Consider the following 24,968-nt stretch of genomic DNA (forward strand, 5'->3'; position numbering starts at 1 on the left):
ACAGCAGCATTGCCGGGGCGCGCGCGGGCATCACCTGCGCCTTCAGGCTTCGCGCTTCAGCGATTGGGCCATGCAGTGAATGCCGCCGCCGGTTTTCGAGATTTCGGACATGTCCAGATCGGCCACCTCGAACCCGCGTGCGCGCAGCTTGCCGATCAACGTTTTCGACGATGTCGGTGCGATGACCCTGTCGCAGCCCAGAGACATGAAATTGCATCCCAGTGCCATCGTATCCTGAAAGGGGACGTCGATGATTTCATGTCCCTTGCCCTTGAGCCAGTCAACCACCGCCGGGTCGGTGCAGGCCTCGCAAACGGCGGTGAGCTTGTCGGCGACCGGCACCACCATCAGGTCGATATGGACATAGTATTCGTCAATGAAGGCGATGCGCACCTCCCAGCCCTCGGCTTCGAACCAGCTTGCGACCTGGCGCGCGCCTTCTTCCTGCGTGCGCGCGCCGCCGCAACCAATCAGCACGCAGCCCTCTTCGATGACGTTGAAATCGCCGCCCTCGAACGTGCCCGCCGTCACCATGTCATAAATCGGAATGCCCAACCGTTCACAGGTCCGGATCGCGGCGTAGTTCTCGCCGCGCCGCCACCATTGGGCCATGGCGGTGATGATCGCGCCATAAGGGGTCATGACACTGGAATCGCGCGCATAAACCTGCATGGGCAGCTCGGGCTGCGCGTCATGCACATGCACATTGACCCCGAAATGCTGATATGCGGCAACCAGTTCGGCATGCTGGGCCTGGGCAACCTGGATGTTGCAGGGCGCCTCGCGCAGATGTTTGCGCGACAGGCTGGAGGTGGACAGATGTTTCAGATGGGCGGGACTTCCCAACAATACATCGGTCAACCGGTCGGTCTCATTGGCGAAACCCCAACGGCGCAGCGGGGCGGTGCCCCCACCCGGGTTGCGGCGCTGGAGGGTAAAGGGCTCGGCTTGGGTCTGCATGTTCATGATGACGGTTCCTTTTGACAGAGAGAAAGCTCAGGCACCCGGCATGGAGGACGGGATCCACCAGTCGCGGCCGCGATGGGTGGTGACATATTCGGGCCAGCGAAAATGCAGCGGCGGGTCGTAATCACATAGCGGCGCCATCCAGTCGCTGCCGCCGATGCCGCCGCCGGTTCGTGCGTTGAATTCCTCCATGGCGCGGCTGCGCAATGTTGCGTCCTCCAGCACCTGCAGGCCCGAGACCGCCAATACCTGCGCCGCGCGCCGGACCATCGGATCGATGGTCGCCGGTATGCCGCCAAGCGCGTTCATCACCCAGGCAGGATAGGCGAAACCCTCGGGCGCGCGCAGGGCGGGGCGGGCGATATAGAAGCGTGCGGTGGGGGCGTGCCAGCACATTTCGGTGTAATCATCCGAGGTGGAATGGCTCTGCGATGGCGGCAGGTCGCGCCGCAGGACGGCTTCGGCGCTCTGCGGGTCGATCAGGCGGGACATTTCGGGGATGAAAGGGTCTTCCATCGGAGCCAGCCCCAGTTCGCGCTGGATCGCGCGGGCGATATCGCAAGCCGTATCGTCCCATTGCGGTGGGCCAAGCTGCTTCAGCTTGTCCCAAACCATTCCTGCCATGGCGTGATTGGCCAGGCCGGGGCGTGATTTCGACACCCAATGCCGTTCCCACCGGCAGCCGGTCATGGCTGCCGCGGCGTCCGCGTTGCGGTCAAGCGCAGCAGTGACGGCCTCGGCCATCGCCACGGTTGGCGCCCGGATCATGTATTGCAGCTCGGCCAGTCCGGCAGGCAGGTTGTCGGCGGTTGCCTGTCCATGAGTCAGCACGGCCTCCGAGATCGTCCAGCCGCCGTGATGGGTCAGGAACGAATCGCGCAGCGCCTTGCTGGTGGTGAACATCAGGTTCAGTGCCTCGCCCGCACCCGGAGCGCGCACGGCGCTGTGGGCCTGTGGGATCGGCGCGCGTCCTGACATGCCCAGTTTTCCGGCGCATCGCAGAGAAAGCGATAAACCATCGCGTAAGCGGCGCCGCAATGGGTCTCCCAACGCACGGTATTGCACATGGGGAGCATGTAGAAGGGATGGAATGAAAGAATGGCGGCCAGCCCGTCATAATAGCCCTTGGCGGCATGGATCGGCTTGGAGCCCCGGACCTTTTCAGCCGGTTCCCCGGTGAAACGGATGCCACCGGGGATGGCATGCCGCTCCATCGCCGCCTTGATGGCCAGTGCCGCGCCAAGCCCGGCGATGCCCAGCCCGGAATGCGGATCGGTATGGCCCCCTGCCTGGTAACCGAGGCCGGGGCGGGGTGTGCGGCGAGTCTCCGGCGCCTGGCAATTGCCCGGAATACCGTCATATTCCGCATAAAGACCAATCATCGGGCCGGGGCCGTTGTGCCATTCGGCGCAAAAGGCCGTATCCATCCCCGCCGAGGCTTCCTCAACCGAGAACCCTTCGTCCTTCAGCCGGGCGACATACCATTCAGCGGACCGGTATTCTCGCCAGGCGGTTTCGCCGAAATCGAAGATCGTCGCGCACCATTCGGACAATGCCGCGCGCTGCGCCTCGATATGAGCCAATGCGCTGCCTTGCGCGGCAGTAAAGGCGGTTTGCGGGGCAGGAGGCTGGTCATTCGGGTGCAAGGTGGGCTCCTTGGGCGGTGGCGCTCAGGCTGGCAGCGGGGATATGACCTTAGCGGTAGCGCCCGGTTTCCATGCGGGCCAGTGAAACCTTTTCTTGGAAATGGAAAAAATAATTCACCAAGTGCTGGTGAAGCAGCCATCGCGACATTACGCTGACCCCAGCACGGAGTTCAGATGCCCCGCATACCTTCGACCCAAGCGCTGCGCGCGCTCGAATGTTTTGCCCGCCATAGCACCGTCTGGCAGGCGGCCGAAGAATTGAACCTGACGCGCAGTGCGGTCAGCCATCAGTTGCGCCTGCTTGAGAATACGCTTGGCTTCCGGCTCATGAACCGGGTGGGCACGCGGGTTGAACTGACGCCGCAAGGACAGGCCTATGCCAACGAGGTGCGCCACGCGCTGGCGACAATCTCGGGCGCCGCAATCCGCAGCGCGTCGCGCGGGGTCAGTGGAACGCTTGTTCTCAGTTGTCCGCCGGGGATCGCCTCTTCCTGGCTTTGTCCCCGGATCGGGGGGTTTTCGCGCGCATTTCCCGATGTCTCGCTGTCGATCGTTTCGCCCCGGAGGCTGGATGACGTCAGCAATCCCGATGTTGACCTGTTCATCACCTTTGGTTTCCGGGATCAGCCGGGCATGGATGTTGAATTGCTGAAAGAGGTTGATTTCGTTCCCGTTTGCAGCCCTGTCCTGTTGAACCGCATCGGCGGATTGGAGTCGCCTTCCGCGCTGCACAATGTCGAGCTGCTGCACCTGAACGATAACAGTGACTGGGAGGCATGGTTTCGCGTGGCGGGCCTGCCAAGGGCGTCGTCACAGCGCGGGGTCTTCTTCTCGGATATGAACATGGTCTATGCGGCAGCACTGGCTGCACAGGGTGTGGCGATGGGCGACGTGTTCATCTGCCAACAGGCGATGGCCGACGGGAAACTGGTGCGCCCCTTCGACCTGGCGATCCGGTCCGCTGAATCCTACTATGTTGTCATGCCTTCCGAAAAAAGCGGCAATCCGGCCAGCGCCGCGTTCCGTGACTGGCTGCGAGCAGAACTGACCGAAGATGGCGTGGAAGCCGAACGGCAAATTCCGTTTCACAACCGGGCGAAAGATTTTCGATTGCCATGACGGTGTAACGGTTCCTAGGTTCGGGAATGTCGGCATGCTGCGGCTCAACAACGAAAAACCGGGGAGCATATGGCAAGGACTGAACGCAAGGCGGCTGAAATCGATGCGACTGGCATCGGGAAAAGCTTTGGCACATTCAAGGCGCTGACCGATGTAACACTCACCATCGCGCGCGGCGAATTCCTGACATTGCTTGGCCCCTCCGGTTCGGGCAAGACGACATTTCTGATGGTCTTGTCCGGGTTCGAGCCGCCCACGACCGGCCGTCTGCTGCTGGACGGCCGTGACATGACGGATATTTCCCCCGAAGAGCGCGGCTTTGGCATGGTTTTCCAGGGCTATGCATTGTTTCCGCACCTCACTGTCGAGGAAAACATCGCCTTTCCGCTAAAGGTCCAGCGGCGCGGGCGGGCCGAAATTCGTCGTCGCGTGGCAGAGATCATCGAGATGGTGGGGCTGGGCGGGCATGGGCACAAGCGCCCTGCCGGGTTGTCCGGCGGGCAGCAGCAGCGTGTCGCGCTTGCGCGCGCACTTGCCTATGAACCGCCGGTCATGCTGTTCGATGAGCCCTTTTCCGCACTGGATCGCAACCTGCGCAGCCAGATGCAGGACGAGATGCGCCGCATTCACCGCGAAACGGGCACAACCTTTGTCTTTGTCACGCATGATCAGGAAGAGGCGCTGACGCTGTCGAGCCGCATCGCCATCTTTGAAGCCGGATGCCTGCAGCAGATCGGTTCGCCGCGCGACATCTATGAGCGGCCCGGGAACCGTTTCGTCGCTGAATTTCTGGGCGACATAAATGTCCTGCCAATACGGGATGGCAAGCTTGAGGGCCGCGAGGTCACCGTTCAGGGAGATCCTGATGGTGACTTGGCGATCCGTCCGGAATACATGCGGATCGCGCTCCAGGCCCCGGCGGAAGGAAACGCCGTGGCCGCCCGGCTGACGGATCTGACCTATCTGGGCGGGGTGACGCGGCTGAACCTGCGCACGGCCGGCGGCGCCGAACTCGTGCTATCGGTTCCGACGGCAGAGCTTTCCGATGGGCTGACGCCAGGCGCCGAGATCTGGGCAACATGGCCGGGCGAGCGTGCATTCATGCTGTGAACCTGCAAGCGGGCCATGCCGAAACGGCGGGCAGACAAGTGAACAATAACAATGTAACCAATTTGGGAGATAAAAAAATGAACGGACCTTTTCAACGCGATGCGGTGGATATCCTGCAAACGCGGCTGAAGCGCGGCCAGATCTCGAGGCGGCATTTCGCAACCGGAATGATGATGCTTCTGGGCAGCTCTGCCCTGGGCTTGCGCGCTGGCCCGGCTCAGGCGGAAACCGGTCAGCTGGTTTTCGTGAACTGGGGGGGCGATGCCGGGCCGGCCTATGACGCGGCCTATGGACAGGCCTTTCAGGAAGCCACCGGCATTGCCGTGCGCCAGGACGGCTCTGGCCCGACCGAGGGTGCAATAGCGGCGCAGGCGGAAACCGGGCGGCCAAGCTGGGATCTTGTCGATGTTGACCCGTTCTCGGCTGAAATGCTGGGCAAGCGCGAGCTCATGACGGCCATAGACTATGATGTCGTGGACCGCGACAAGATGCGCCCGGGCTTTGGATGGGAATTTTCCGCCTCGTCGTATTTCTACAGCTACATCGTCGCCTATGACGCGCGGCGCTTTGGTGACAACCCGCCCACCAGCATGGCGGATTTCTTCGATGTCGAGAAATATCCGGGCAGCCGTGCGATGTATCAGTGGGGCGTGGGCATGTGGGAAGCAGCGCTTCTGGCTGACGGCGTGCCGCGTGATCAGCTCTATCCGCTGGATCTCGATCGCGCGCATGCCAAGATCGAAGCCTTCAAGGAACATGTCATCGGTTTCTGGGGCGGGGGCGCGGATAGCCAGGCATTGCTGATGAATGGCGATGCGTCGATGGCGCTGATCTGGTCGACCCGCGCGAAACTGATCGAAGAGGATTCCGAGGGCGATATCGGCTTCATCTGGGACGACGGCCTGATCGCGCCGGGGGCAATGGGCGTCATTGCCAACAATCCCGGCGGCACCGAGGCGGCGATGCAGTTTATCGCGTCAGCGCAGGATCCCGAAAAGCAGCTGGTCATGTTCCGCATGCTGGGGCAGGGACCGGCAAATCCGGCCGCCGATGCCCTGCTGCCGCCGGAAGAGGTGCGTTACAACCCTGTCGATCCCGATAATTTCGCGGTTCAGATCCCGCTCGACATGGCGTGGTACGAGGAAAATTATTCCGCGGCGCTCGATACCTATCTGGGCATCATCTCGGCCTGACATGACGATATGCCTGTTGCCCCGGTCAATCTCGGCCGGGGCAGCAAGGATCCCGGAGAAACGCCATGACCCGCCGTCACATGCTTTTGCTTGGTCCGCTGCTGCTGTTTCTGGCGGCGGCCTATCTGATCCCGTTTCTGGGTGTCATGCGCTGGAGCGTGACATTGCCTGAGCCGGGTTTGCATCAATATCGCGCGGCGTTGACGGATCCACTGGTGCAGAGCGTGATCTGGCGGACATTGCGGATCTGCACCATGGTCACGGTGATTACGGTCGCGGCGGCCTACATGCTGGCGTTGATCTGGGTGCGTAGCGGGCCGGTGGCACGGGTGCTGGTAGAGCTGTGCATCCTCATCCCCTTCTGGATTTCGGTGCTTACCCGCGCTTTCGGCTGGCTCGCACTCCTGTCGAACCGGGGGCTGGTGAACAGCTGGCTGGAAGCATTGGGCATCATCGACTTGCCGCTTGTCATGGTGCGCAACGAATTCGGGGTGGTCGTGGGGATGGTCCATTTCCTGATCCCCTTTGCCGTCTTCCCCATCGCCACCGCCATGCGCAATGTGGATGAACGGGTGCTGATGGCTGCGCGCAGCATGGGGGCCTCTCGTGCGCGCATCTTCTGGCAGGTATTCGTGCCCATGACGCGGCCCGGTATTCTTGGTGCCATGCTGCTGGTCTTCGTGTTTTCACTGGGCTTTTTCATCACCCCCGCCATCCTGGGCGGCGGGCGCAGCGTGATGGTGGCGGAACTGATCTATCTGCGCCTGTTCCAAAGCCCGAACTGGGGGCTGGCGGCGGCCATGAGCGTGATCCTGATGGCCGGTGTCGGCCTGCTGATCGCGCTGCTGTTGCGCCAGCTTGGGGAAAGGACAGCCCGATGAAACGTCTTCAACCAGGGTTTCCTGCACGCGTGATCGCGGCTTTGCTGGCGCTGTTCCTGCTGATGCCGCTGGTCGCGGTCATCCCGGTCAGCTTCACGCCCTCGCGCTTTCTCTCGATCCCCTCGGACGAGCTGTCACTGCGCCATTACCGCGCGCTGATCGAAAATCCGCTTTGGGCGCAGGGCGCGTGGCTGTCGATCCGGGTAGGGGTGGTCTCGGCGCTGGTCTCGACGGCGCTTGCCGCGGGTTTCGCCATCGGGATCTGGATGCTGCGTCCGCGGTTTGCCGGGCTCCTGATGGGGTTGGCGCTGTTGCCCATGGTGGCGCCGCCCGTCGTCTCGGCGTTGACGCTGTATTTCTTTCTGGTGACGCTGTCGCAGTTCAACGATTTCATCGCCTATGACCGTTGGGCCGGGGTGGTCATGGCGCATGTGGTGATGGTGGCGCCCTTCGCCGTGGTGCTGATCTCGGTCGGGCTGTCGCAGATTGACCGACGGATGGATCTGGCGGCGCGGTCGATGGGTGCAGGGTTGGGCACGCGGGTTTTCCGGGTCATCCTGCCGAACATCCGCTTCAGTCTGATCCTGTCGCTGTTTCTGACCTTTGTGCTGTCATGGGAGGAAATCGCGGTCACGCTTTTCATCACCTCGATCGAGGCCGTCACCCTGCCACGCCTGATGTGGATGGGGCTTCGCGACAATATCGATCCGGCGATTGCCGCAATTTCGGTGTTTCTGATCGTGGTGGTGGTTCTGGCCATTCTTGGCAGGACCCTGTGGCATATTCGCACAAGGACCCGCGAGACATCGTGAACCCGCGGATTTCCACGGGTCTGTATCGGTAAGGCCGCTGGCCGCTGACGGGGCCGATCCCCTTTTCATTGCGCAAATATCCCGGCCTTGTCGCGGAAAACGCCGCTGACATGACCTGTGCCCTCAACGGCGACATGCTTCCGGTCAACCGTGCATGGCGATCTTCTGGATCGCTGCGGCGGCCGCGAAGCCGTTCAGGTTGAGTTGCGCTGACGGGAACATGGTGAGCCCGGGGTTCACACATGCGGGGATCAGGGCGGCTGCAGATTGCTTCTCAGCATGATTGACAGGTATATTACCATACGGTAACCTACCGAAAGGTAAGTTTGGGGGGAGTTAGATGAGAATCGTGAAACTCGCTGGAATCACAGGGGTTCTGGCTTTGCTGTCAACGCCGCTTGCAGCGCAGGAATCGGAATATAGCTGGCAACCGGATCGCCCGATCAACATCATTGTGCCCTGGGCGGCCGGAGGATCGACAGATCAGGTGACCCGCATCGTGGCGCCAATCCTGGAGGAGGCACTGGGCACCGAGGTTGTCGTGGTGAACCAGCCCGGAGCCTCTGGCTCAACCGGGACGAGAGCGGCGCTGGATGCCGCGCGCGATGGCTATACCTGGACCGCGAATGCCATTGCCAATAATGCCACCTATTCGGTGACCGGGCTGATCGAAGGCACCTCGATCGAGGATTACCATATCTATCTGCATGTCGCGAATGCCCCGGTGGTAAGCGTCAATGCCGATTCCGAGTATCAGGATTTCCCCGCTCTTCTGGAGGCGATGAAGTCCGGCTCGGTCACCGTCGCTACGGCGGGCGTGAATTCGTCCGGGGGGATGGCCCTGGCATCCATCAAGCAACAGGCCGGTGACGAACTGGCCGGCGCCCGGATGATCACCTATGACGGGGGCAACCCGGCGGTGATCGCCGCGGCCAGCGGTGAGGCGATCACGACGACGCAGCTGGCAGTCGAACAGGCGGAAATGATCCGTGCCGGGCGGTTGCGCGGGCTTGCGGTCCTTTCCGATGCGCCCCTGGAATTCGAAGGCGTGGACCCGATCCCGCCGATCACCGATTTCATCAGCGATTTCCACGTGGCGAAGGATTATTTCGGTGTCTTCATCCCCGCAGGAGCGCCGCAGGAAGTCTATGACACGGTCGATCAGGTCTGGCAGGACCATGTGATGGATTCGGAACTGCTCAAGGAATACGCGGCAAAGCAGGGCGCGATATTCGATCCGAGCTATGGTGACGGAGCATTGGAAAAGGCGATGCCTGTCGTGATCGACGAAGCTTGCGCGCGCGTCGAGCGCGGCGAGGCAGTGATCGATCCGTCGGAAATCGGCATCGATTGCAGCCAGTAGGCTTTCGGAAGGCGGCCGGGGCCGTCTTCCCGCCACAGGCATTCAAGGCAGGAACGGATGCCTGACTGAACCCGGGGACGCATCGAACCGACAGGATTCGAGACTTGGGCGTTTCCGGAAAACCCGAATGCCGCAGTGTCTGCGAAAGGAACTCCAATGTTGAGAATGACGACGGCTGACCGCATGACTGCGGTGGTCCTGTTCGTGCTCGGCGTGGCAATGGCTGCCGGTGGCTGGACAATGGACCGGCTGGAGATACGCCAGATCCATCCGGCATCAATCCCGGGCCTGGTGCCAATCATCCTTGGTATTCTCCTGGCAGTTTGCGCGATCTTTCTATGGCGATCCACGCTGCAAACGACCGAGGCGGAGAACGAACAAGTCATGGCCGACGGCTCATGGCTGCGGCTCGTCCTGACCGGTGGAATTTGCGTCCTCTACGCGCTGGTGCTTGTCGGAGCCCTGCCATTCATCTGGGCAACCGCGGCATTCGTCTTTGGCTTTACGTTGATCTTCAGTTGGCCTGACAGGAAAAACAAGCTTGTCGCCGTGGCAGTATCCCTGCTGTTCGGCATTGGAATCTCCTACGGCATTTCCGCATTGTTCGAGCATGCTTTCCTGGTGAGGCTGCCATGAGCGGGCTTATCGATCTCGGAAACGCGCTCTGGACGCTCCTGACACCGATCACCTTGTTCCATGTGGCATGGTCGATGCTGCTGGGAATTTTCGTCGGCAGCTTGCCCGGCCTGACGGCGACGATGGGGGTCGCCCTGCTGACGACCCTGACCTACTCGATGGATCGCGACACAGCGATACTCGTGCTGCTCTGCATGTATGTCGGGGCGATCTACGGTGGCTCGCGCAGCGCGATCCTGCTGAATATTCCGGGGACTCCGGCCTCGGCCGCGACGGCGCTTGATGGCTACCCTCTGGCACGATCCGGGCGCGGACGCTACGCGATGGGGTTGGCGACCGCCGGGTCGATGATCGGCACGCTTGTGGCCATCGTGATGCTGGTCATGATCGCGCCGCCGCTGGCCGAGGCCGCGATCAGTTTCGGCAGTTTCGAATTCTTCTGGCTGGCGGTGTTCGGTGTGGTGATTTCCGGTCAGCTCACAGCCGACAACAAGCCGCTCAAGGGCTATATTGCCGGTATCCTCGGCCTGATGGTCGCGATGGTTGGATCGGAAGGGATCCACGCCCATGTGCGTTTTTCCTTCGGGTTTAACGACCTGAATGCCGGAATCGCGCTGATTCCCGCCATGGTCGGCGCTTTCGGCTTTGCTGAAGTGCTTACCGCCATGTGGAACCGGCGGGGCGTCTTGGCCGTGACAGAGGACAAGAGTGACCGGAGCCTGCCTCGGCTGATCGATCTCTGGCGCTACAAGTTCGTCTGCATCCGTTCCGGCATCATCGGCACGCTCGTCGGGATCATTCCCGGCGTGGGCGAGGATATCGGTGCCTGGGCATCATATGCCGCTGCCCGCAAGACCAGCGAGGAGCCGGAGAAATACGGCAAGGGCAGTCAGGAAGGACTGATCGCGGCGGAAACCGGAAATTCGGCCGTTGTTCCCGGCTCCCTTATCCCGGCGATCACGCTGGCGGTGCCCGGCTCGGCATCGGCGGCGGTGCTGATCGCGGCGTTCTTCATTCACGGGATCCGTCCCGGCCCGCTGATCATGATCGAGCAGCCGGAATTCATCAGCACCATCGCCGCCATGTTGATACTGGCGACGATTGCCATGGGCATCTACGGGCTGTCCCTGACCCGGGCTTTCATCCAGGTGCTGAAAGTCCCCTATGCCTATCTGATGCCGGTCGTTTTCGTCCTGTGCGTCATCGGCACCTATGCCTTGAGCCAGCGTATATTCGATGTCTGGATCATGGTGTTCTTCGGCATTGCCGGTTTCCTGTTGCGGCAGATGAAATATCCGATGGCGCCGCTGGTGCTGGGGATCATCCTGGGCGATCTGCTGGACAAGAGCCTGCGCCGTGGTCTGACCCTGAGCGACGGCGATCTGACGCCGTTTTTCACGCGCCCGGTTTCGGCGTGTTTCGTGGCACTGATCGTGCTCTCCATCCTGTTCAACCTGCCATTCCTGCGCCGGGCTGTCCTGCGCCTGTTCCGGCGGAGGGGGCAGGATGCTTGACCTGACCCTGTGCAATGAGTTGCTTGCGGCGGATGGGCTGAGCCTGCGCGAACAATGCGCGGTTACGCGCGAGTTGGGCTATATGGGGCTGGAACTGGCCCCCGCGACCCTTGCCTCCGCACCGCATATGCTGAGCAAACAGGAGCGCGACGAAATCCGGACTGTCGTTACCGATGCCGGACTTCGGATTACCGGCCTTCACTGGCTGCTGTCGGGCTATCCCGATCTGTCGATCACCGCACCGGACAAGCAAGCTGAAACCGCCGGGGTTCTGGGGGATCTGGTTGATCTTTGTGCTGATCTGGGCGGCGACTATCTGATTCATGGCTCTCCCGGACAAAGGCGCCGGCCGGATGGGATGGCAGACGATGCCCTGACGGAACATCTCGCGGTGTTTTTCAAACCTGTCGCGGAACGGGCCGAGACGCGGGGCGTGACCTATTGCATCGAACCGCTTTCCACGGCCGAGACCGATGTGATCACGACGGTGGCGCAGGGCGCGGCACTTGCCGAGGCGGTCGGCAGCCCTGCCTTTCGCACCATGATCGATTGCAGCGCGGCCGGGCAGATGGAGCCGCCCGTTTGCGGGCTGATCCGGAAATGGGTTCCGGGCGGGCATATCGGCCATATCCACGCCAATGACACCAATCGCGGCGCGCCCGGCATGGGGGATGATCCGTTCCATGAGATCGTCGCGGCGCTCAGGGAGACCGGCTGGTCCACCCCGGTGGGTGTCGAGCCATTCCGCAAGCTGATCGACGCGCGGGTGACCGCGGGGGTGGCCATGGCCACGCTGCGCGCATGTGAAAGGGGGCTGGAATGAGCGCTCCGAAGCTGAAAATCCTCGATGTCGTTTTGTCCGAGCGGCCCGTTACCATGCGTTTGCCGTTCCAGTTCGGCAATACCGAGATGCGCGAAACCGCCGAGATCTATTGCCGAATAGAAACCGAGATCGCGGGGCGCGTCCTGCGAGGGTATTCGGCGCAATTGATGGTGCCGCGCTGGTTCGACAAGCGCACCACCCTGAGCAACGAAGACACGGTCAACGAGCTGCGCCGAATTTCCGGGATTGCCGCCGGATTGGCGAATGGGCAGTCGGGAACGGTTGCCAGCCTGTCACAGAACCTGCGCGAGGCGGTGCCGCAACAACTGAACCCGGACATGCCGGCACTGGCCGCCGGTTTCGGCCCGGCGCTGCTTGAAATGGCGCTCATCGATGCGGCCTGCCATGCGGCGGGGCTTCCTTTCTGGCGCGCGGCACAGGCGGATATCTTCGGACTGTCGCGTCATCTGCCCGCCGATTTGCCCAAGGACAGGTTCTTGTCGGTGATGAAGGGGATCGGGGCGCCGGAACAGATCAACCTGCGCCACACGATCGGGTTCGATGCACCCTTGCGGGACCGCCCGCAAGATGCTCCGCAAGACGGGTTGCCGGTGACCGTGACCGAGGTCTCGCATGCAACCGGAATCCGTGCCTGGAAAATCAAGCTCAAAGGCGATCCCGAGCGCGACGCGGCAAGGCTGACGGAGCTTCAGACCATTCTGGGCGGGCGGATGCAGGGCGGCGTGACGCTGGATGCCAATGAGCAATACACCCCCGATGCCTTCCGCGTCCTGCTGGACAGGCTTGCCCGGAACGATCTGGCCGAAATCAGCAGCAGGATCAGGTTCTTCGAACAGCCCTTTGCCCGGGAAACCGCTCTTGAGACCCTCGCGGATTTCGGCGTTCCGCTTGTGATCGATGAAAGCGACGACAGTCTTGATGCCCTGCCAAGGGCATTGGCATTGGGTTGGGCCGGGACCTCTATCAAAAGCTGCAAAGGGGTCTTGCGGGCGCTGGTGAACATGGCACGGGCCAAGGCCGCGGGCGCCATATTAAGCGGCGAGGATCTCACCTGCCAGCCCGGCCTTTGCTGGACACAGGACAGCGCCATGGCCGCAGCCTGCGGCGTGCGGGACGTGGAGCGCAACGGCCATCATTTCGCGGGAGGTTTGCAGGGGGCGGGGCCAGCCGAGCAACAAGCCATGCTTTCAGCACATGGAGACATATTCCGGCGGCAGGACGGCCGGATTGAACTGGCGATCGGGACGGGACGCGTGCGTATCGCCTCCCTCGATCGTCCCGGCTTTGGCGCGTCCGGGGTTCTGGACATGGCATCCTGACCGGGTTTCGACATCAGCAAAATAGCACGAGAGGATATAATAATGAAAAAACAACGCATTGGAATAATCATGCACGGCGTCACCGGCCGTATGGGCATGAACCAGCACCTGATCAGATCGGTTCTGGCCATTCGTGAACAGGGCGGCGTCGTGCTGGCCGATGGTACCCATCTGGTGCCCGACCCGATCATCGTTGGCCGGAATGCAGACAAGATCGAGGCATTGGCCAAGGCGCATGGGGTCGAGCGTTTCACCACCGACCTGGAGGCCGCATTGGCCAATCCGGACGACACGATCTTCTTTGACGCTGCCAGCACGCAGATGCGTCCGGGGTTGCTGCGTCAGGCGATTGACGCGGGCAAGCATGTCTATTCGGAAAAACCGGTTTCCGAGGGGCTGGAGGAGGCGGTGGAAATCGCCCGGCATGCCAAGGCCAAGGGTGTCAAGAATGGCATCGTGCATGACAAGCTGGACCTGCCCGGGCTTTTGAAACTCAAGCGCCTGCGCGACAGTGGCTTTTTCGGAAAGATCCTCTCGGTCAAGGGAGAATTCGGCTATTGGGTGTTCGAAGGCGATTGGATGCCTGCGCAGCGCCCCAGCTGGAATTACCGTGCCGAGGACGGCGGCGGCATGATCTCGGATATGCTCTGCCACTGGCGCTATGTGCTGGATAACGTGGTGGCGCCGGTGAAATCGGTCAGCTGCCTCGGCTTTACCCATATCGACAAGCGTGTGGACGAGGCGGGCAAGCAATACCGGGCCACAGCCGATGACGCGGCCTATGCCACCTTTCTGCTGGACGGTCCCGATGGCGAGATCGTCGCGCATATCAATTCCAGCTGGTGCACACGGGTTCGGCGCGACGATCTGGTGACGTTCCAGGTCGACGGCACCCATGGCTCTGCCGTGGCCGGGCTGCATAAATGTTACAGCCAGCATCGGGTGAATACGCCGAAACCGGTCTGGAACCCCGATATGCCTCAGCCGCTCGACTTCTATGACGATTGGGAGGAAGTGCCGGATAACACCGTTTTCGATAACGGCTTCAAGGTGCAGTGGGAACAGTTCCTGCGGCATGTGGCCGAGGACGCGCCCTGGCATTACACCCTCGCCGAAGGGGCCAAGGGTGTGCAACTGGCGCAGGCCGGTTATCAGAGTTCGAAAGAGCGGCGCTGGATCGATCTGGAGGATCTGGGGCTATGACAAGGCTGAACCTTCCCGATGGCGCGGTGACATTGCAGGCCGGACCGGCGCCGAAAGCCACCGGCAACTGGAACCGCATCGCCTATGCCGCCGCCCATGTGGTGGCCGATCCGCTGGCCGATGGCGATCCCTGGCTGGATGCCAATGTGGATTGGGATCGCACCCTGGCCTTCCGCGAGCACCTGTGGTCGCTCGGCTTCGGCGTGGCGGAAGCCATGGATACGGCGCAGCGCGGAATGGGGCTGGATTGGTCCAGCTCGCTGGAACTGATCAGGCGCTCGACCGCCCTGGCTCGGGACAAGGGGGCATTGATTGCTTCCGGGGCAGGGACCGATCATCTCGCTCCCGGGCCGGATGTCACGGTGGATGACGTGATCCGAGCCTACGAGGAACAATGCGAGGCGGTCGAGGCCGCCGGCTCCCGCGTGATCCTGATGGCCAGCCGGGCGCTGGCAAGGGCGGCCAAGGGGCCGGAAGATTACGAGCGCGTCTATACCCGCGTGCTTTCCGGACTTCAGCAACCTGCCATTCTGCACTGGCTCGGCGAGATGTTCGACCCGGCACTCGAAGGCTATTGGGGGACATCCGATCACATGGCGGCAATGGATACCGCCCTGTCGGTGATCGAGGCCAATGCGGCCAAGGTGGACGGGATCAAGATCAGCCTTCTGAGCGCTGAAAAGGAGATCGCCATGCGCCGCCGCCTGCCCGAGGGCGTGCGCATGTATACCGGCGACGATTTCAATTATCCCGATCTGATCGAAGGGGATGACCGGGGATATTCGCATGCGCTTCTGGGTATCTTCGATCCGATCGCCGGGGTCGCGGCCCGCGCCCTGTCGCAACTGGCCGAAGGCGACAAGGCGGCCTATCATCAGACATTCGCTCCGACGGTTCCACTGTCCCGCCATATCTTCAAGGCCCCGACGCGGTTCTACAAGACCGGCGTGGTGTTCATGGCCTATCTGACCGGGCATCAGGATCATTTCACCATGATCGGCGGGCAGGAGAGCACGCGTTCGACCCTGCATCTGGCAGACATCATCCGGCTGGCCAATTCGGCGGGGCTGTTCACTGATCCGGAACTGGTGGCAGCGCGGGCGCGGCCGGTCTTTGCCGCGCGGGGGGTCGAGCTATGAGCGGGTTGGAACCACATCAGCTTTCGCTGAATACCGCGACCGTGCGGGAGCAATGGAACCTGGCGCAATGTATCGAAGGCTGTGCGCGGCACGGTTTCGGCGGCATCAGCCCATGGCGCGACAAGCTTCAGGAAATGGGCGTCAAGCCCGCAGCCAAGGCGATCCGTGACGCGGGTCTGGGGGTCTCCGGCCTATGTCGCGGCGGCTGGTACACGGCCACCGGCGCGCTGGATCAGGCCGTGATCGACGACAATCACCGCGCCGTCGACGAGGCCGCCGAGATTGGCGCCGATTGCCTGGTGATGGTGGTTGGCGGGCTTGCCGAGGGAAGCCGTGATCTGCCCCATGCCTGGGCCGTGGTCGAGGAAGGGCTGGCTACAACGCTGGAATATGCCCGCAAGGCCGGGGTCAAGGTGGCGATCGAGCCATTGCACCCGATGTATGCGGCCGACCGGGCCTGCGTGAACACCATGCGCCAGGCACTGGATATCTGCGATCGGCTTGGCCCGGGGATCGGCTGCGCGGTGGACGCCTATCATGTCTGGTGGGATCCCGAGCTCGAAGCCCAGTTGAAGCGGGCAGGCAAGGAACGGATCATGGGGTTTCACCTGTGTGACTGGCTGGTTCCGACGCGCGACCTGCTGACCGATCGCGGAATGATGGGCGATGGTGTGATCGACCTTCCCCGTCTGCGCGGACTGGTCGAGGCGAACGGATTTTCCGGGCTGAACGAGGTCGAGATCTTCTCGGCCCTCGATTGGTGGCGCCGGGATGCGGACGAGGTCATGGCCGTGATCGTCGAGCGTGGCCGTACGGCGTGCTGATCGACAAGACGGAGGTAAAAATATAGGGAATTTTCCCGATCTGCATGCCAGAAAGCAAAGATGAGTAAACCAAAGCAACCAGCCAGACGCCGCCGCGATGCGAAATTGAGCAAGGATCTGATACTTCAGGCCGCGCTTGAAGAATTCTCGACCTATGGCTATGGCGGCGCGCGGATCGAGCGTATTGCCCATTCCGCCGGTCTGAGCAAGCCGATGCTCTACAACTATTTCGGCGACAAGGATGCGATCTACGCCGCCGCGCTGAAAGAGGCTTATGTCCAGATACGTGCGGGCGAGACGGAGCTCAATCTGGATGCCCTTCCCCCTGCCGATGCTGTGCGCGCGCTGGTCCGGTTCACCATGACCCATTTTCGGGAGAAACCATGGTTCATCTCGATGCTGAATACCGAAAACCTCCGCGGCGGGACGACCATTCGCGAAATTCGCGATGCCGCCGGGATCCAGTCCGTGCTGGTCGAGCGGCTGCGCGATGTGTTGAGGCGGGGCGAAGAGTCCGGTGTCTTCCGCTGTGGCGTCGATCCGGTCGAGTTCTATATCTTCATCGCATCCCTGTGCTATTTTCCCGTCTCCAATCGCCACACCTTGTCGGTGGTGTTCCAGCTCGAGATGAACAAATCCTGGCTCGACCGCCGTGCCGAGCAGGCAGCGGACATGCTGCTCGCCTATCTTGCTCCGTGAAGGATGGCGGGTTGTGGATGGGTTTCGGCGGCTGACCCTGCTCTCATTTTGAAACCCAATGACTTGTGACACCTGTTGGCGTCGAGCCTCGCGCCGTTTCACAGCCGGGCACCTGGTGTCACGGAAGCTCGGTCTTTGGCTCGAAGTCTTCCCACAGGCATTCCCGGTTATCGCGCGGAAAAAGGACGAATACCGATTCCGCGTTACCTTCCGGATCGGTCTCATTCACGATATTGCGGGTGACGGGGCCGGTGCAGCCCCCCTCGTCATCCGGCAGGCGCTCGGTCGTTTCGGTGCGCAAGTGATAGATCGTGAGTTTCAGCCTGCCATCGCCGGTCATCCTCGGCTTGACGGACCCGCCATCGCAGTCGACCTGGCAGGTCAAGCCGTCACTACTCTCCCAGCAGCCGGGCAATGACCTGAATTCACGCGGGTCATCCCGGAAGAGAACGCGGATATCATACCCATAGCTGGGCTCATCCGATCTGTCGTCGCGCAGGATCAGCATGCGGGCGCGGATGTCGCGGACAGTCTGCAGCGGATGTGCCTGCATGTGTTGGGTGTCGAAGGTCTTGCCGAAGCAGATCGGCGTTTCCTCTGCCATGGCGGCCCCGGCTGACAATAGCATGATCGCAGCGATGAAAATGCTTCGCATGATTATTCTCTTCCGGAGTTGCAAGGCATCCAGCCCGACAGTCCCGCCGGTGACCGGTGCCGCATCGGCCATTATGGCCGGAAGGCTAGCTCATAGGCTGGCCGTTGACCAGCATCTGGCCCTGCATGGCCTGTTCCTGGGCTTGGCTTCTCGTTCTCGAGCGCCTTGAGCCGCTTTGCCTCCGGCACAGGTCGGCGCACTCCTCACCAGCCGATGGAAAGGGCTTCGCAACAGCGCGTCAGCCAAGCCCTGGTCCCTACTACCAGATGATCAGCCCGGGCAGCCAGATCAGGGTGAGGATCAGGATCAGCGTGCAGGCCAGGTAGGGCAGGCAGGCGCGCACGACCTGCCAGATCGAGGTGCCTTTCGGCGCGACCCCCAGCATGACGAACAGCAGCAGGCCGAAGGGCGGCGTGGCAAGGCTCAGTTCCAGCGCCAGCAGCATGATGATGCCGAATTGCAGCGGATCGATCCCCTGCATGCCGATCAGAGGCATGAAGATCGGCAGGGTCAGCATCATGATCGACAGCTGGTCCATGAACATCCCCAGCAGGATCAGCACCGCCAGCATGGCGAGCAGCGTGGCATGCGGACCAAGCTCGAATCCCGCCGTCCAGGCGACCAGCCCCGCCGAAGCGCCGGAAAAGGCCAGCAGTTGCGAAAAGGTCGAGGAGGCGAGGATGATCACCAGCATCATCACCGAGACCGACAGCGTGCCCCACAGCGCCTTTTCCACCGCCTGCCAGCGCAGCTTGCCGTAGAACAGCGCAAGCACCGCCACGGCCAGCACGCCGAAGGCGGCGGATTCGGTCGGGCTGGCCACGCCGAGGATGATCAGCCCGATGACGGCGAAGATCACCAGCCCCATCGGTGCGACATCGCGCAGCAGCGCCAGCGCCTTTTCGCGTGTCGGCACCGAGACCGGCGAGACCGGTGGCGCGGCCTCGGGGTCGATCCAGACATGCAGCCGGATCACCGCCAGGTACATGACCGACAGGATGATCCCCGGCACCACGCCCGCCAGCAGCAACGCGCCGACATCGATCCTGGCCAGCGAGCCCAAGAGCACCGCCAGCGACGAGGGCGGGATGATCATCGCGATGCTGCCGGTGGCGATGATCGGGCCCATGATCAGGCTTTTACTGTAGCCGCGCTTTTCCATGTCGGGCATCAGGGTCGAGCCGAGCATGGCGGTATTGGCGATCGAGCTGCCCGACAGCGTGGCGAAGATCGTGCCGCCGATCACCGTCAGATAGGCCAGCCGCGCCCGGATCGCGCCCAGGATCTTGTCCAGCGCGTCGAAGACCCGCACCGCCATGCCGGTATGGAACAGCAGCTCTCCCATCAGGATGAACAGCGGCACCGGCACCAGCGCGAAAGAGGTGATCGAGGAGGTCGCATTGGCGATCAGCTGGTCGATCCCGCCCAAGCCGCCCATGAAGACCACCGCGCCGATCAGGTTGACCGCCAGGAAGGCGATGACCACGGGCGTGCCCAGGGCCATCAGGAACATGACTCCGCCGCCCAGAAGCAGCGCCGCCGCTTGCCAGCTCATCTCCGTCCCCCCTATGCCGCGACCGAGCCGTGGGGCTCGAAACGGCGTTGCAGGATCAGGCGCAGGCATTCCGTGCCCATCAGGACGAAGCCGGTGGCGAGGATGCCGTAGGAAACCCATTCCGGCACCGCGATGGACCGGATATCCGCGCCGCCGCGCAGGAACTTGTCATATCCGACCATCGCCGAGCGCCAGCCAAGGATCAGCAGCGTGACGGTCGAGATCCCCAGTGCCAGCGCTCCCGCCGCTTTCTGGCCCGAGGGCGGCAATTGTTCGACCAGCGAGGTGACGGTGATATGCCCGCGCCGCCGCATCAGCCAGGGCGCCCCCAGCATGGTCGAGAACAGCAGCGCATATTCGATCAGCGTGCTGGAGGCCCGGATCGAGCCCAGCCCCAGGTAGCGCATCGTCACATCGCCAAGGATCAGCCCCGTCGCCACGAGGATCGAGATGACGGCCAGCACCGCCAGCGCATGGATCAGACCCGAATACAGCTTGCCCAGGATGGCCATCATGCCCTCAGCGGTCGTAGAAGGTTTCGCGGAGGCGGTCGTAATAGGGCGAGCCGGATTCCTTCAGCGCCTGCCACGAGGTCTCGTAGGCGGCGTCGAGAAATTTCTCGGCCGCTTCGCCTTCAAGCTGGACGGTCTCGACCCCGGCCTCGGCGATCCCGGTCTCGGTTTCCTTGGCCAGTTCGATGAAATGCTCGCCGCTCTGGACTTCCCAATCGGCGGCGGCCTGCGTCAGCAGCTCCTGTGCCTCGGGCGCCAGCCCTTCCCAGGATTCGGGATTGAGCACGATCGACAAATCGCCCTGGAAGAAGCCCGGATCGATGCGGTATTTCAGGAACTTGTCCCATGACAGGTCGCGGATTCCGATCATCGGAAAGCCCAGCCCGTCGAAGGTGTTCCGCTCCAGCCCGGTATAGACATCGGCAACCGGCACCGAGATCGGCACCGCGCCGAGGGACTCGAAGAACTTGTTATAGATCGGCAGGGCGCGAAGCTGCATCCCCGACAGGTCCACGCCGCCATCCTCGCTGCGCTTGGGTTCGCCGACCGTGTAGATATAGAAGCGGATATCCGAATCCGGGCGGCCAAGCAGGTAGACGCCCAGCTTTTCCAGCATCGCCTCGCGCATGACGTCCAGCCCGCCATTCTTGCGGGTTTCCACCGGATCGACGGTGCCGCCGACAAAGGCATAGGCCTCGGGCAGCGTGCCGATGGAATAGGTGGCGGGACCATATTGCATATCGACGATGCCGCGGCTGACGGCGTCGATCTGCTGGTTGGGCGGAAAGACCTCGGGCCCGCCCATCATCTGGATCTGCACCACGCCCTTGCCGCGTTCGTTCACCAGTTCGACAAAGCCCTGGAAGCTTTGCGCAAAGGCGAGGTTCGCCGGAAAGGCAGAGACGGCCTTGAGCGTGGTTTCGGCATGGGCGGCCGCGCTTGCCAAAAGCGCGGCAAGGCTGCTGGCGGCGAATAGTCCGAAGATCTGGCGGGGGGCTTTCATCCGGTCAACTCCTGCTGGTCATTGTTCTGGCGGGGATCGGCGCGGTTCATCCGCGCTCGTGACGGGCTGGTTCCACAGTCCCGCGTTGCGGACCGCCGCCAGGAACGCCCCAAGCCGCTCGCGGCGATAGGCGTCGATGTCGCGGTCCGAATAGTCGAAAAAGCCCTGTCCGGTCCGCAGACCGATCTGGCCCCTCTCCATCTTGTCATTGACGATGGCGGGGGCGGCAAAGCGCTGATCCCCGGTCGCCTGCGCCATGTAGCGGCTGGCGTGATACAGGATGTCGCCGCCGCCCCAATCGATGAATTCCAACAGCCCCAGCACCCCGAAACGCAGGCCAAAGCCGTATTTCACCGCGCGGTCCACGTCTTCGGCGCTTGCCACGCCCTCTTCGACCAGCCGCGCGGCCTCGTTCATCGCCAATGCCTGGATGCGCGGAACGATATAGCCGGGCGAGGCCTTGCATCGCACCGGAACCTTGCCAAGCTGCTCGAGGATCCGTTCCAGCCGGGCGAGGATGTCGGGGTCGGTCTGTTCGTTCGGGCTGATCTCGACCAGCGGCACGAGGAAGGCGGGGTTGAGCCAATGCGCGTTCAGCGTCCGGCCGGGCAGGGCGGTCAGCCCCGCCAATTCGGTCGCCAGCATGGTCGATGTCGTCGAGGCAAGGATCGCGTCGCCCCCCGCATGGCGGTCGGCCAATGCGAAGGCGGCGGCCTTGGCGTCCCGCGTTTCCGGAACCGCCTCGAAGATCAGCTCGGCCCCGGTGAATGCCGCCTCGGCCTGATCCAGCGGGTGGATCGAGACCCGGCCAAGGATGCCACCCACAAGCGCGGGATCGAAGCCGCCCAGATCCGCGACCATCGCCAGGCTACGGCCGATCTCGGTCAGCGCCTCGTCATGCAGGCGCCGGAAATCCGCCGGTTCGCGGGGTTTCATGTCCAGGAGCCGGACATCATGCCCGCCATGTGCCATGGCATGGGCGATCCCCCGGCCCATCCGGCCCGCGCCAAGGCAGAGGACCGGCCTTCGGCTCATGCCGCCACCCCGGCCAGCGACAGGTTGCCGTCCTGCAGAAGCTCGGTCATCTCGGCCCGGTTCAGGCCCGACAGGCCCATCGCCTCGATCGTGCGCGGCCCGTGGCGCAGGTCCTTCCCGGTCACGGCAGAGGCCAGCGCCAGCAGCCCCTTGGCCACCGGCACATCGACCCCGGCCCAATCGGCGACCGAGACAAGCAGAGCAAGCCCATAGGCGATATCCTCGCTCATGTAGCGGTGATCGCCGAGATTCAGCTTTTCATGCCAGTCGCCCGAGCCACCAGCTTGTCATGGGCCAGGTTGCCATACATCCACTGGGCGGTCTCGTAATGATCGCGCAGCGGGAAATGCGGGGCGGTATATCCAAGCGCTTCGCGCAGGGCGATCCGTTCCCCGTCCAGCGCGTCATGAACCCGGCGGATCGATGGCTGCGTGCCCTCGTTATGGATGTCCCAACGGTCGAAATGCTCGATGGGGCCGGCATTCATCAGGATCAGCGGCGGATGGATGATTGGCCCGGCATTCATCAGAGCGCCGGACAACGCGTCCTCTGACCGCTCGATCACGCCGGGAAAGGCGCGTCCGATGATGTCCAGGGCGTGATCGGTCAGCCTTGCGGGAAAGACGCCGGTCGGCAGGCGCGAGGCGCGGGTGGTGATGCGCACCGCATCCGGCCCCTGCTTGCGGGCAAGCCACGGCAATGTGCCGGTTTCGGCCAGTGCAACATCGGCGTCGCAACCCGCCTCGCGCAGGATCTGCGCCATGCGAAGGCTGCCGAAACTGCCGGGGGCGAGGAAGATCACCTGTCCGTCCCGCAGATGGGGCGCAAGGCTGCGGGCGATATCCTCCTGCGAGAATGCCGGGGTGGGGATAAAGATCAGCTCGGCCCCCGCCAGCGTTGCCGCCAGGTCATCCGTCGCCCGGGCGGGAATCTCGTGGCTGCCCTTGTGGTCGATCAGGGTCAGCGCCGTTGCGCCGGATTGCGGCCCGTTGCGCCGCCACCAGCCGATCTCGTGCCCGGCCTCGGAGAAATCCGCCACGGCGGCAAAGCAGCCGTTTCCCCCGCCTATCACTGCTATCTTCATCTTTCCTCCCGTTCATCGATGTCACTGCGAATAGATTGATGAAAATGAGCAGATGCCGCGCCTTGCTATAATATTATTTCAAATTTGTAAATATGCATTTGCACATATAAGCGCGACCCGGCCCATTTCGTGCTTCGCCCCGTCGGGCGTCGCACAGGTCACTTCTTCTTCATGCAAATATCCTCTGGGGTTGTCGGGTGGTGCGCCACTGGTTCGAGAACCACCCGGCGACGGGGGCGAAGCGCCCCCGGCCATCGCGGGACGCAATCCCGTATAGATCCCTAGATCGGCACCCCGCCGATACTGGCGCCGCCGCAGACATACAGCGTCTGGCCGGTGACGAACCCGGCCTCGGGCTCGGCAAAGAACATGAAGGCGCGGGTGATGTCCCCGACCGTGCCGAGCCGTCCGACCGGCAGGCGCGTGGCAAGGTCGCTCTCGGCATCGCTGCCTTTCGGGACAATGCCCCAGAAATTGTCGGTCAGCACCGGGCCGGGGGCGACGACATTCACGGTGATCCCGTGCGGGGCAAGCTCCAGCGCCCATGTCCGGGCCATGCCGATCATGCCCGCCTTGCTGGCCGAATAGGATGTCCGTGTCTTGGCCCCGAGCGCCGCGCGCGAGCCGTTGAACAGCACCCGCCCGAAGCCCCGCTCCTTCATGGCGGGCAGGAAGGCCTGCAGCAATTGCAGCGCCGCGCCGAGGTGAAGCTGGGTAAGGGTTTGCATCTCTTCGACACGGGCATCTTCGATCAGGTTGGGCAGGATGATCCCGGCATTATGGACCAGATGCGTCACCTTGTGCCGTGCGGCAATCTCGGCGGCGGCATGGGCCACGGCCCGCGGATCGGTCAGGTCGGCGGTGACCTCCTCGATCCCCTCGGCGCCGGATCGATGCCGCGCGAGCGAGACCACATGCCAGCCCCGCCCCCGCATCGCCTGCGCCAGATCGGCGCCGATGCCCTTGTTTCCGCCGGTGATGACGGCGGTGTAATCGCTCATCTCCTCAGCCCTCCTTCTCGACCAGCGCCAGCACCCGCAGCGGGCTGCCCGAGCCGTTCTCGATCTTGAGCGGCGCGGCGAGAAGCACCGCCCCGGTCGCGGGCAGCCGGTCGAGGTCGCACATGCATTGCAGCCCGTAGCGCCCCGCGCCATGCAGGGTGGCATGGGCCGGGTAGGGCGGGTCCAGGTGTCCCGCCTGACCGGCATCGGTGCCCACCGTCTCGGTCCCGAAGCCGCGAATGTCACGCTTTTCGACCAGGAAACGGATCGCATCGGGCGAGGGGCCGGGGGAATGCGCGCCGTCCTCGCGCAGATTCAGATAGGCAGCGCCCTGGCGTTTCGACCAGTCGGTGCGCAGAAAGACCCAGCAATCCGCGGGGACCCGGCCATGGCGTTCCTCCCATGCTTGAATATGTGCGACTTCCAGGAGCGCGTCTTCATCGGCTGCGGCCTCGGCGGTGAAATCGATCACCACGACGGGGCCGACGAAATTGCGCACCGGGATCGAGTCGGTGGCGCCATCGGGCACGTCGCGGCCGGTGATCCAGTGGCTCGGCGCGTCGAAATGCGTGCCGGTATGCTCGTTCATGGTGATCTCGTTCCAGCGCCATGCCGGGCCGCGATGGTCATAGGCGCTGACCTCGGTCTTGCGGAAAGGCGCGCATTGGCCGAATTCCGGCGGCAGGACCATGACCGGGAAATCCGGGGTCAGGCGGTGGGTGAGGTCGACGATCTCGACACGGCCCGAGGCGAGCGCGCCGGACAGATTGGCGAGTATGCCGGTCATGGGGTGACTCCTTTGCTGGATCGGTTCGGGCTTCGGGCGGGATGGGTGCAGCCTGCGTCCCGCGATGG

The 24,968-nt window shown here is 63.0% G+C and carries 26 protein-coding genes; 14 read left to right on the plus strand and 12 right to left on the minus strand.

Annotation, left to right across the window (positions count from 1 at the left end; translation table 11 throughout):
* Positions 1 to 42: 42 nt before the first annotated feature.
* The 3 genes from A7A09_RS17975 to A7A09_RS21680 are packed head-to-tail and all read right to left on the minus strand — an operon-like array spanning position 43 to position 2,612.
* On the minus strand, positions 43 to 966 hold the full coding sequence (locus A7A09_RS17975) for a dimethylarginine dimethylaminohydrolase family protein (RefSeq protein WP_106692668.1): 924 nt from the start codon (positions 964 to 966) through the stop codon (positions 43 to 45).
* Positions 967 to 996: 30 nt separating this feature from the next.
* Positions 997 to 1,944, minus strand: a complete 948-nt coding sequence (locus tag A7A09_RS21675) for a zinc-binding metallopeptidase family protein (protein WP_245999451.1) — start codon at positions 1,942 to 1,944, stop codon at positions 997 to 999.
* A complete protein-coding gene (locus tag A7A09_RS21680; protein WP_245999452.1) occupies positions 1,875 to 2,612 on the minus strand; it encodes a zinc-binding metallopeptidase family protein in 738 nt (245 codons plus the stop codon). Before A7A09_RS21680 ends, A7A09_RS21675 begins: the two co-directional genes overlap by 70 nt.
* 174 nt (positions 2,613 to 2,786) lie before the next feature.
* Between A7A09_RS21680 and A7A09_RS17985 the strand changes: the two genes are divergently transcribed.
* From A7A09_RS17985 to A7A09_RS18050, 14 genes are all read left to right on the plus strand, one after another.
* Positions 2,787 to 3,731, plus strand: coding sequence for a LysR substrate-binding domain-containing protein (locus A7A09_RS17985; protein ID WP_106692669.1), 945 nt, complete (start codon positions 2,787 to 2,789; stop codon positions 3,729 to 3,731).
* Between the two features lie 69 nt (positions 3,732 to 3,800).
* Positions 3,801 to 4,841: an ABC transporter ATP-binding protein gene (locus tag A7A09_RS17990; protein ID WP_106692670.1), complete on the plus strand. Its 1,041-nt coding sequence runs from the start codon at positions 3,801 to 3,803 to the stop codon at positions 4,839 to 4,841.
* A 77-nt stretch (positions 4,842 to 4,918) separates the two neighbouring features.
* Entirely contained in the window at positions 4,919 to 6,034 is a 1,116-nt protein-coding gene (locus A7A09_RS17995; RefSeq protein ID WP_106692703.1) for an ABC transporter substrate-binding protein, read from the plus strand.
* 65 nt (positions 6,035 to 6,099) lie between these two features.
* Entirely contained in the window at positions 6,100 to 6,915 is an 816-nt protein-coding gene (locus tag A7A09_RS18000; RefSeq protein WP_106692671.1) for an ABC transporter permease, read from the plus strand.
* Positions 6,912 to 7,727 carry an ABC transporter permease gene (locus A7A09_RS18005; protein WP_106692672.1) on the plus strand — a complete coding sequence of 272 codons (816 nt, stop codon included), beginning with the start codon at positions 6,912 to 6,914 and terminating at the stop codon, positions 7,725 to 7,727. Before A7A09_RS18000 ends, A7A09_RS18005 begins: the two co-directional genes overlap by 4 nt.
* 340 nt (positions 7,728 to 8,067) lie before the next feature.
* Positions 8,068 to 9,090 carry a Bug family tripartite tricarboxylate transporter substrate binding protein gene (locus A7A09_RS18010; protein ID WP_106692673.1) on the plus strand — a complete coding sequence of 341 codons (1,023 nt, stop codon included), beginning with the start codon at positions 8,068 to 8,070 and terminating at the stop codon, positions 9,088 to 9,090.
* Between the two features lie 156 nt (positions 9,091 to 9,246).
* Positions 9,247 to 9,726 carry a tripartite tricarboxylate transporter TctB family protein gene (locus tag A7A09_RS18015; protein ID WP_106692674.1) on the plus strand — a complete coding sequence of 160 codons (480 nt, stop codon included), beginning with the start codon at positions 9,247 to 9,249 and terminating at the stop codon, positions 9,724 to 9,726.
* Entirely contained in the window at positions 9,723 to 11,240 is a 1,518-nt protein-coding gene (locus A7A09_RS18020; RefSeq protein ID WP_106692675.1) for a tripartite tricarboxylate transporter permease, read from the plus strand. Before A7A09_RS18015 ends, A7A09_RS18020 begins: the two co-directional genes overlap by 4 nt.
* Positions 11,233 to 12,063, plus strand: a complete 831-nt coding sequence (locus A7A09_RS18025; protein ID WP_106692676.1) for a sugar phosphate isomerase/epimerase family protein — start codon at positions 11,233 to 11,235, stop codon at positions 12,061 to 12,063. Before A7A09_RS18020 ends, A7A09_RS18025 begins: the two co-directional genes overlap by 8 nt.
* The gene (locus A7A09_RS18030) at positions 12,060 to 13,403 is read left to right on the plus strand and encodes an enolase C-terminal domain-like protein (protein WP_106692677.1); all 1,344 of its coding nucleotides are present in this window, start codon (positions 12,060 to 12,062) and stop codon (positions 13,401 to 13,403) included. Before A7A09_RS18025 ends, A7A09_RS18030 begins: the two co-directional genes overlap by 4 nt.
* A gap of 42 nt (positions 13,404 to 13,445) precedes the next feature.
* Complete coding sequence (locus A7A09_RS18035; protein ID WP_106692678.1) at positions 13,446 to 14,606, plus strand: Gfo/Idh/MocA family protein; 1,161 nt, start codon at positions 13,446 to 13,448, stop codon at positions 14,604 to 14,606.
* Positions 14,603 to 15,745, plus strand: coding sequence for a dihydrodipicolinate synthase family protein (locus tag A7A09_RS18040; RefSeq protein WP_106692679.1), 1,143 nt, complete (start codon positions 14,603 to 14,605; stop codon positions 15,743 to 15,745). Before A7A09_RS18035 ends, A7A09_RS18040 begins: the two co-directional genes overlap by 4 nt.
* On the plus strand, positions 15,742 to 16,569 hold the full coding sequence (locus A7A09_RS18045; RefSeq protein ID WP_106692680.1) for a sugar phosphate isomerase/epimerase family protein: 828 nt from the start codon (positions 15,742 to 15,744) through the stop codon (positions 16,567 to 16,569). Before A7A09_RS18040 ends, A7A09_RS18045 begins: the two co-directional genes overlap by 4 nt.
* A gap of 105 nt (positions 16,570 to 16,674) precedes the next feature.
* Positions 16,675 to 17,268 carry a TetR/AcrR family transcriptional regulator gene (locus tag A7A09_RS18050; RefSeq protein WP_211341180.1) on the plus strand — a complete coding sequence of 198 codons (594 nt, stop codon included), beginning with the start codon at positions 16,675 to 16,677 and terminating at the stop codon, positions 17,266 to 17,268.
* A 118-nt stretch (positions 17,269 to 17,386) separates the two neighbouring features.
* Here the strand turns inward: A7A09_RS18050 and A7A09_RS18055 are convergent, their stop codons facing one another.
* From A7A09_RS18055 to A7A09_RS18090, 9 genes are all read right to left on the minus strand, one after another.
* Positions 17,387 to 17,923 carry a hypothetical protein gene (locus tag A7A09_RS18055; protein ID WP_148043715.1) on the minus strand — a complete coding sequence of 179 codons (537 nt, stop codon included), beginning with the start codon at positions 17,921 to 17,923 and terminating at the stop codon, positions 17,387 to 17,389.
* A gap of 259 nt (positions 17,924 to 18,182) precedes the next feature.
* Complete coding sequence (locus A7A09_RS18060) at positions 18,183 to 19,478, minus strand: TRAP transporter large permease (protein ID WP_106692683.1); 1,296 nt, start codon at positions 19,476 to 19,478, stop codon at positions 18,183 to 18,185.
* An 11-nt stretch (positions 19,479 to 19,489) separates the two neighbouring features.
* The gene (locus A7A09_RS18065) at positions 19,490 to 19,990 is read right to left on the minus strand and encodes a TRAP transporter small permease (RefSeq protein WP_211341181.1); all 501 of its coding nucleotides are present in this window, start codon (positions 19,988 to 19,990) and stop codon (positions 19,490 to 19,492) included.
* Positions 19,991 to 19,997: 7 nt separating this feature from the next.
* Positions 19,998 to 20,993 carry a TRAP transporter substrate-binding protein DctP gene (dctP, locus tag A7A09_RS18070; RefSeq protein WP_106692685.1) on the minus strand — a complete coding sequence of 332 codons (996 nt, stop codon included), beginning with the start codon at positions 20,991 to 20,993 and terminating at the stop codon, positions 19,998 to 20,000.
* Positions 20,994 to 21,011: 18 nt separating this feature from the next.
* A complete protein-coding gene (locus A7A09_RS18075) occupies positions 21,012 to 22,028 on the minus strand; it encodes a 3-hydroxybutyryl-CoA dehydrogenase (RefSeq protein WP_106692686.1) in 1,017 nt (338 codons plus the stop codon).
* Entirely contained in the window at positions 22,025 to 22,258 is a 234-nt protein-coding gene (locus A7A09_RS21915) for a hypothetical protein (RefSeq protein WP_211341182.1), read from the minus strand. The genes A7A09_RS18075 and A7A09_RS21915 overlap by 4 nt, the downstream gene beginning before the upstream one ends.
* A gap of 20 nt (positions 22,259 to 22,278) precedes the next feature.
* A complete protein-coding gene (locus A7A09_RS21920) occupies positions 22,279 to 23,112 on the minus strand; it encodes an NAD/NADP-dependent octopine/nopaline dehydrogenase family protein (RefSeq protein ID WP_211341183.1) in 834 nt (277 codons plus the stop codon).
* Positions 23,113 to 23,393: 281 nt separating this feature from the next.
* Complete coding sequence (locus A7A09_RS18085) at positions 23,394 to 24,113, minus strand: SDR family oxidoreductase (RefSeq protein ID WP_106692687.1); 720 nt, start codon at positions 24,111 to 24,113, stop codon at positions 23,394 to 23,396.
* 4 nt (positions 24,114 to 24,117) lie between these two features.
* Positions 24,118 to 24,900, minus strand: a complete 783-nt coding sequence (locus tag A7A09_RS18090) for a cyclase family protein (protein WP_106692688.1) — start codon at positions 24,898 to 24,900, stop codon at positions 24,118 to 24,120.
* Between the last annotated feature and the right edge of the window lie 68 nt (positions 24,901 to 24,968).

The sequence above is a fragment of the Paracoccus methylarcula genome, assembly GCF_003007735.2.
GTDB classification, from domain to species: Bacteria; Pseudomonadota; Alphaproteobacteria; order Rhodobacterales; family Rhodobacteraceae; genus Paracoccus; species Paracoccus methylarcula.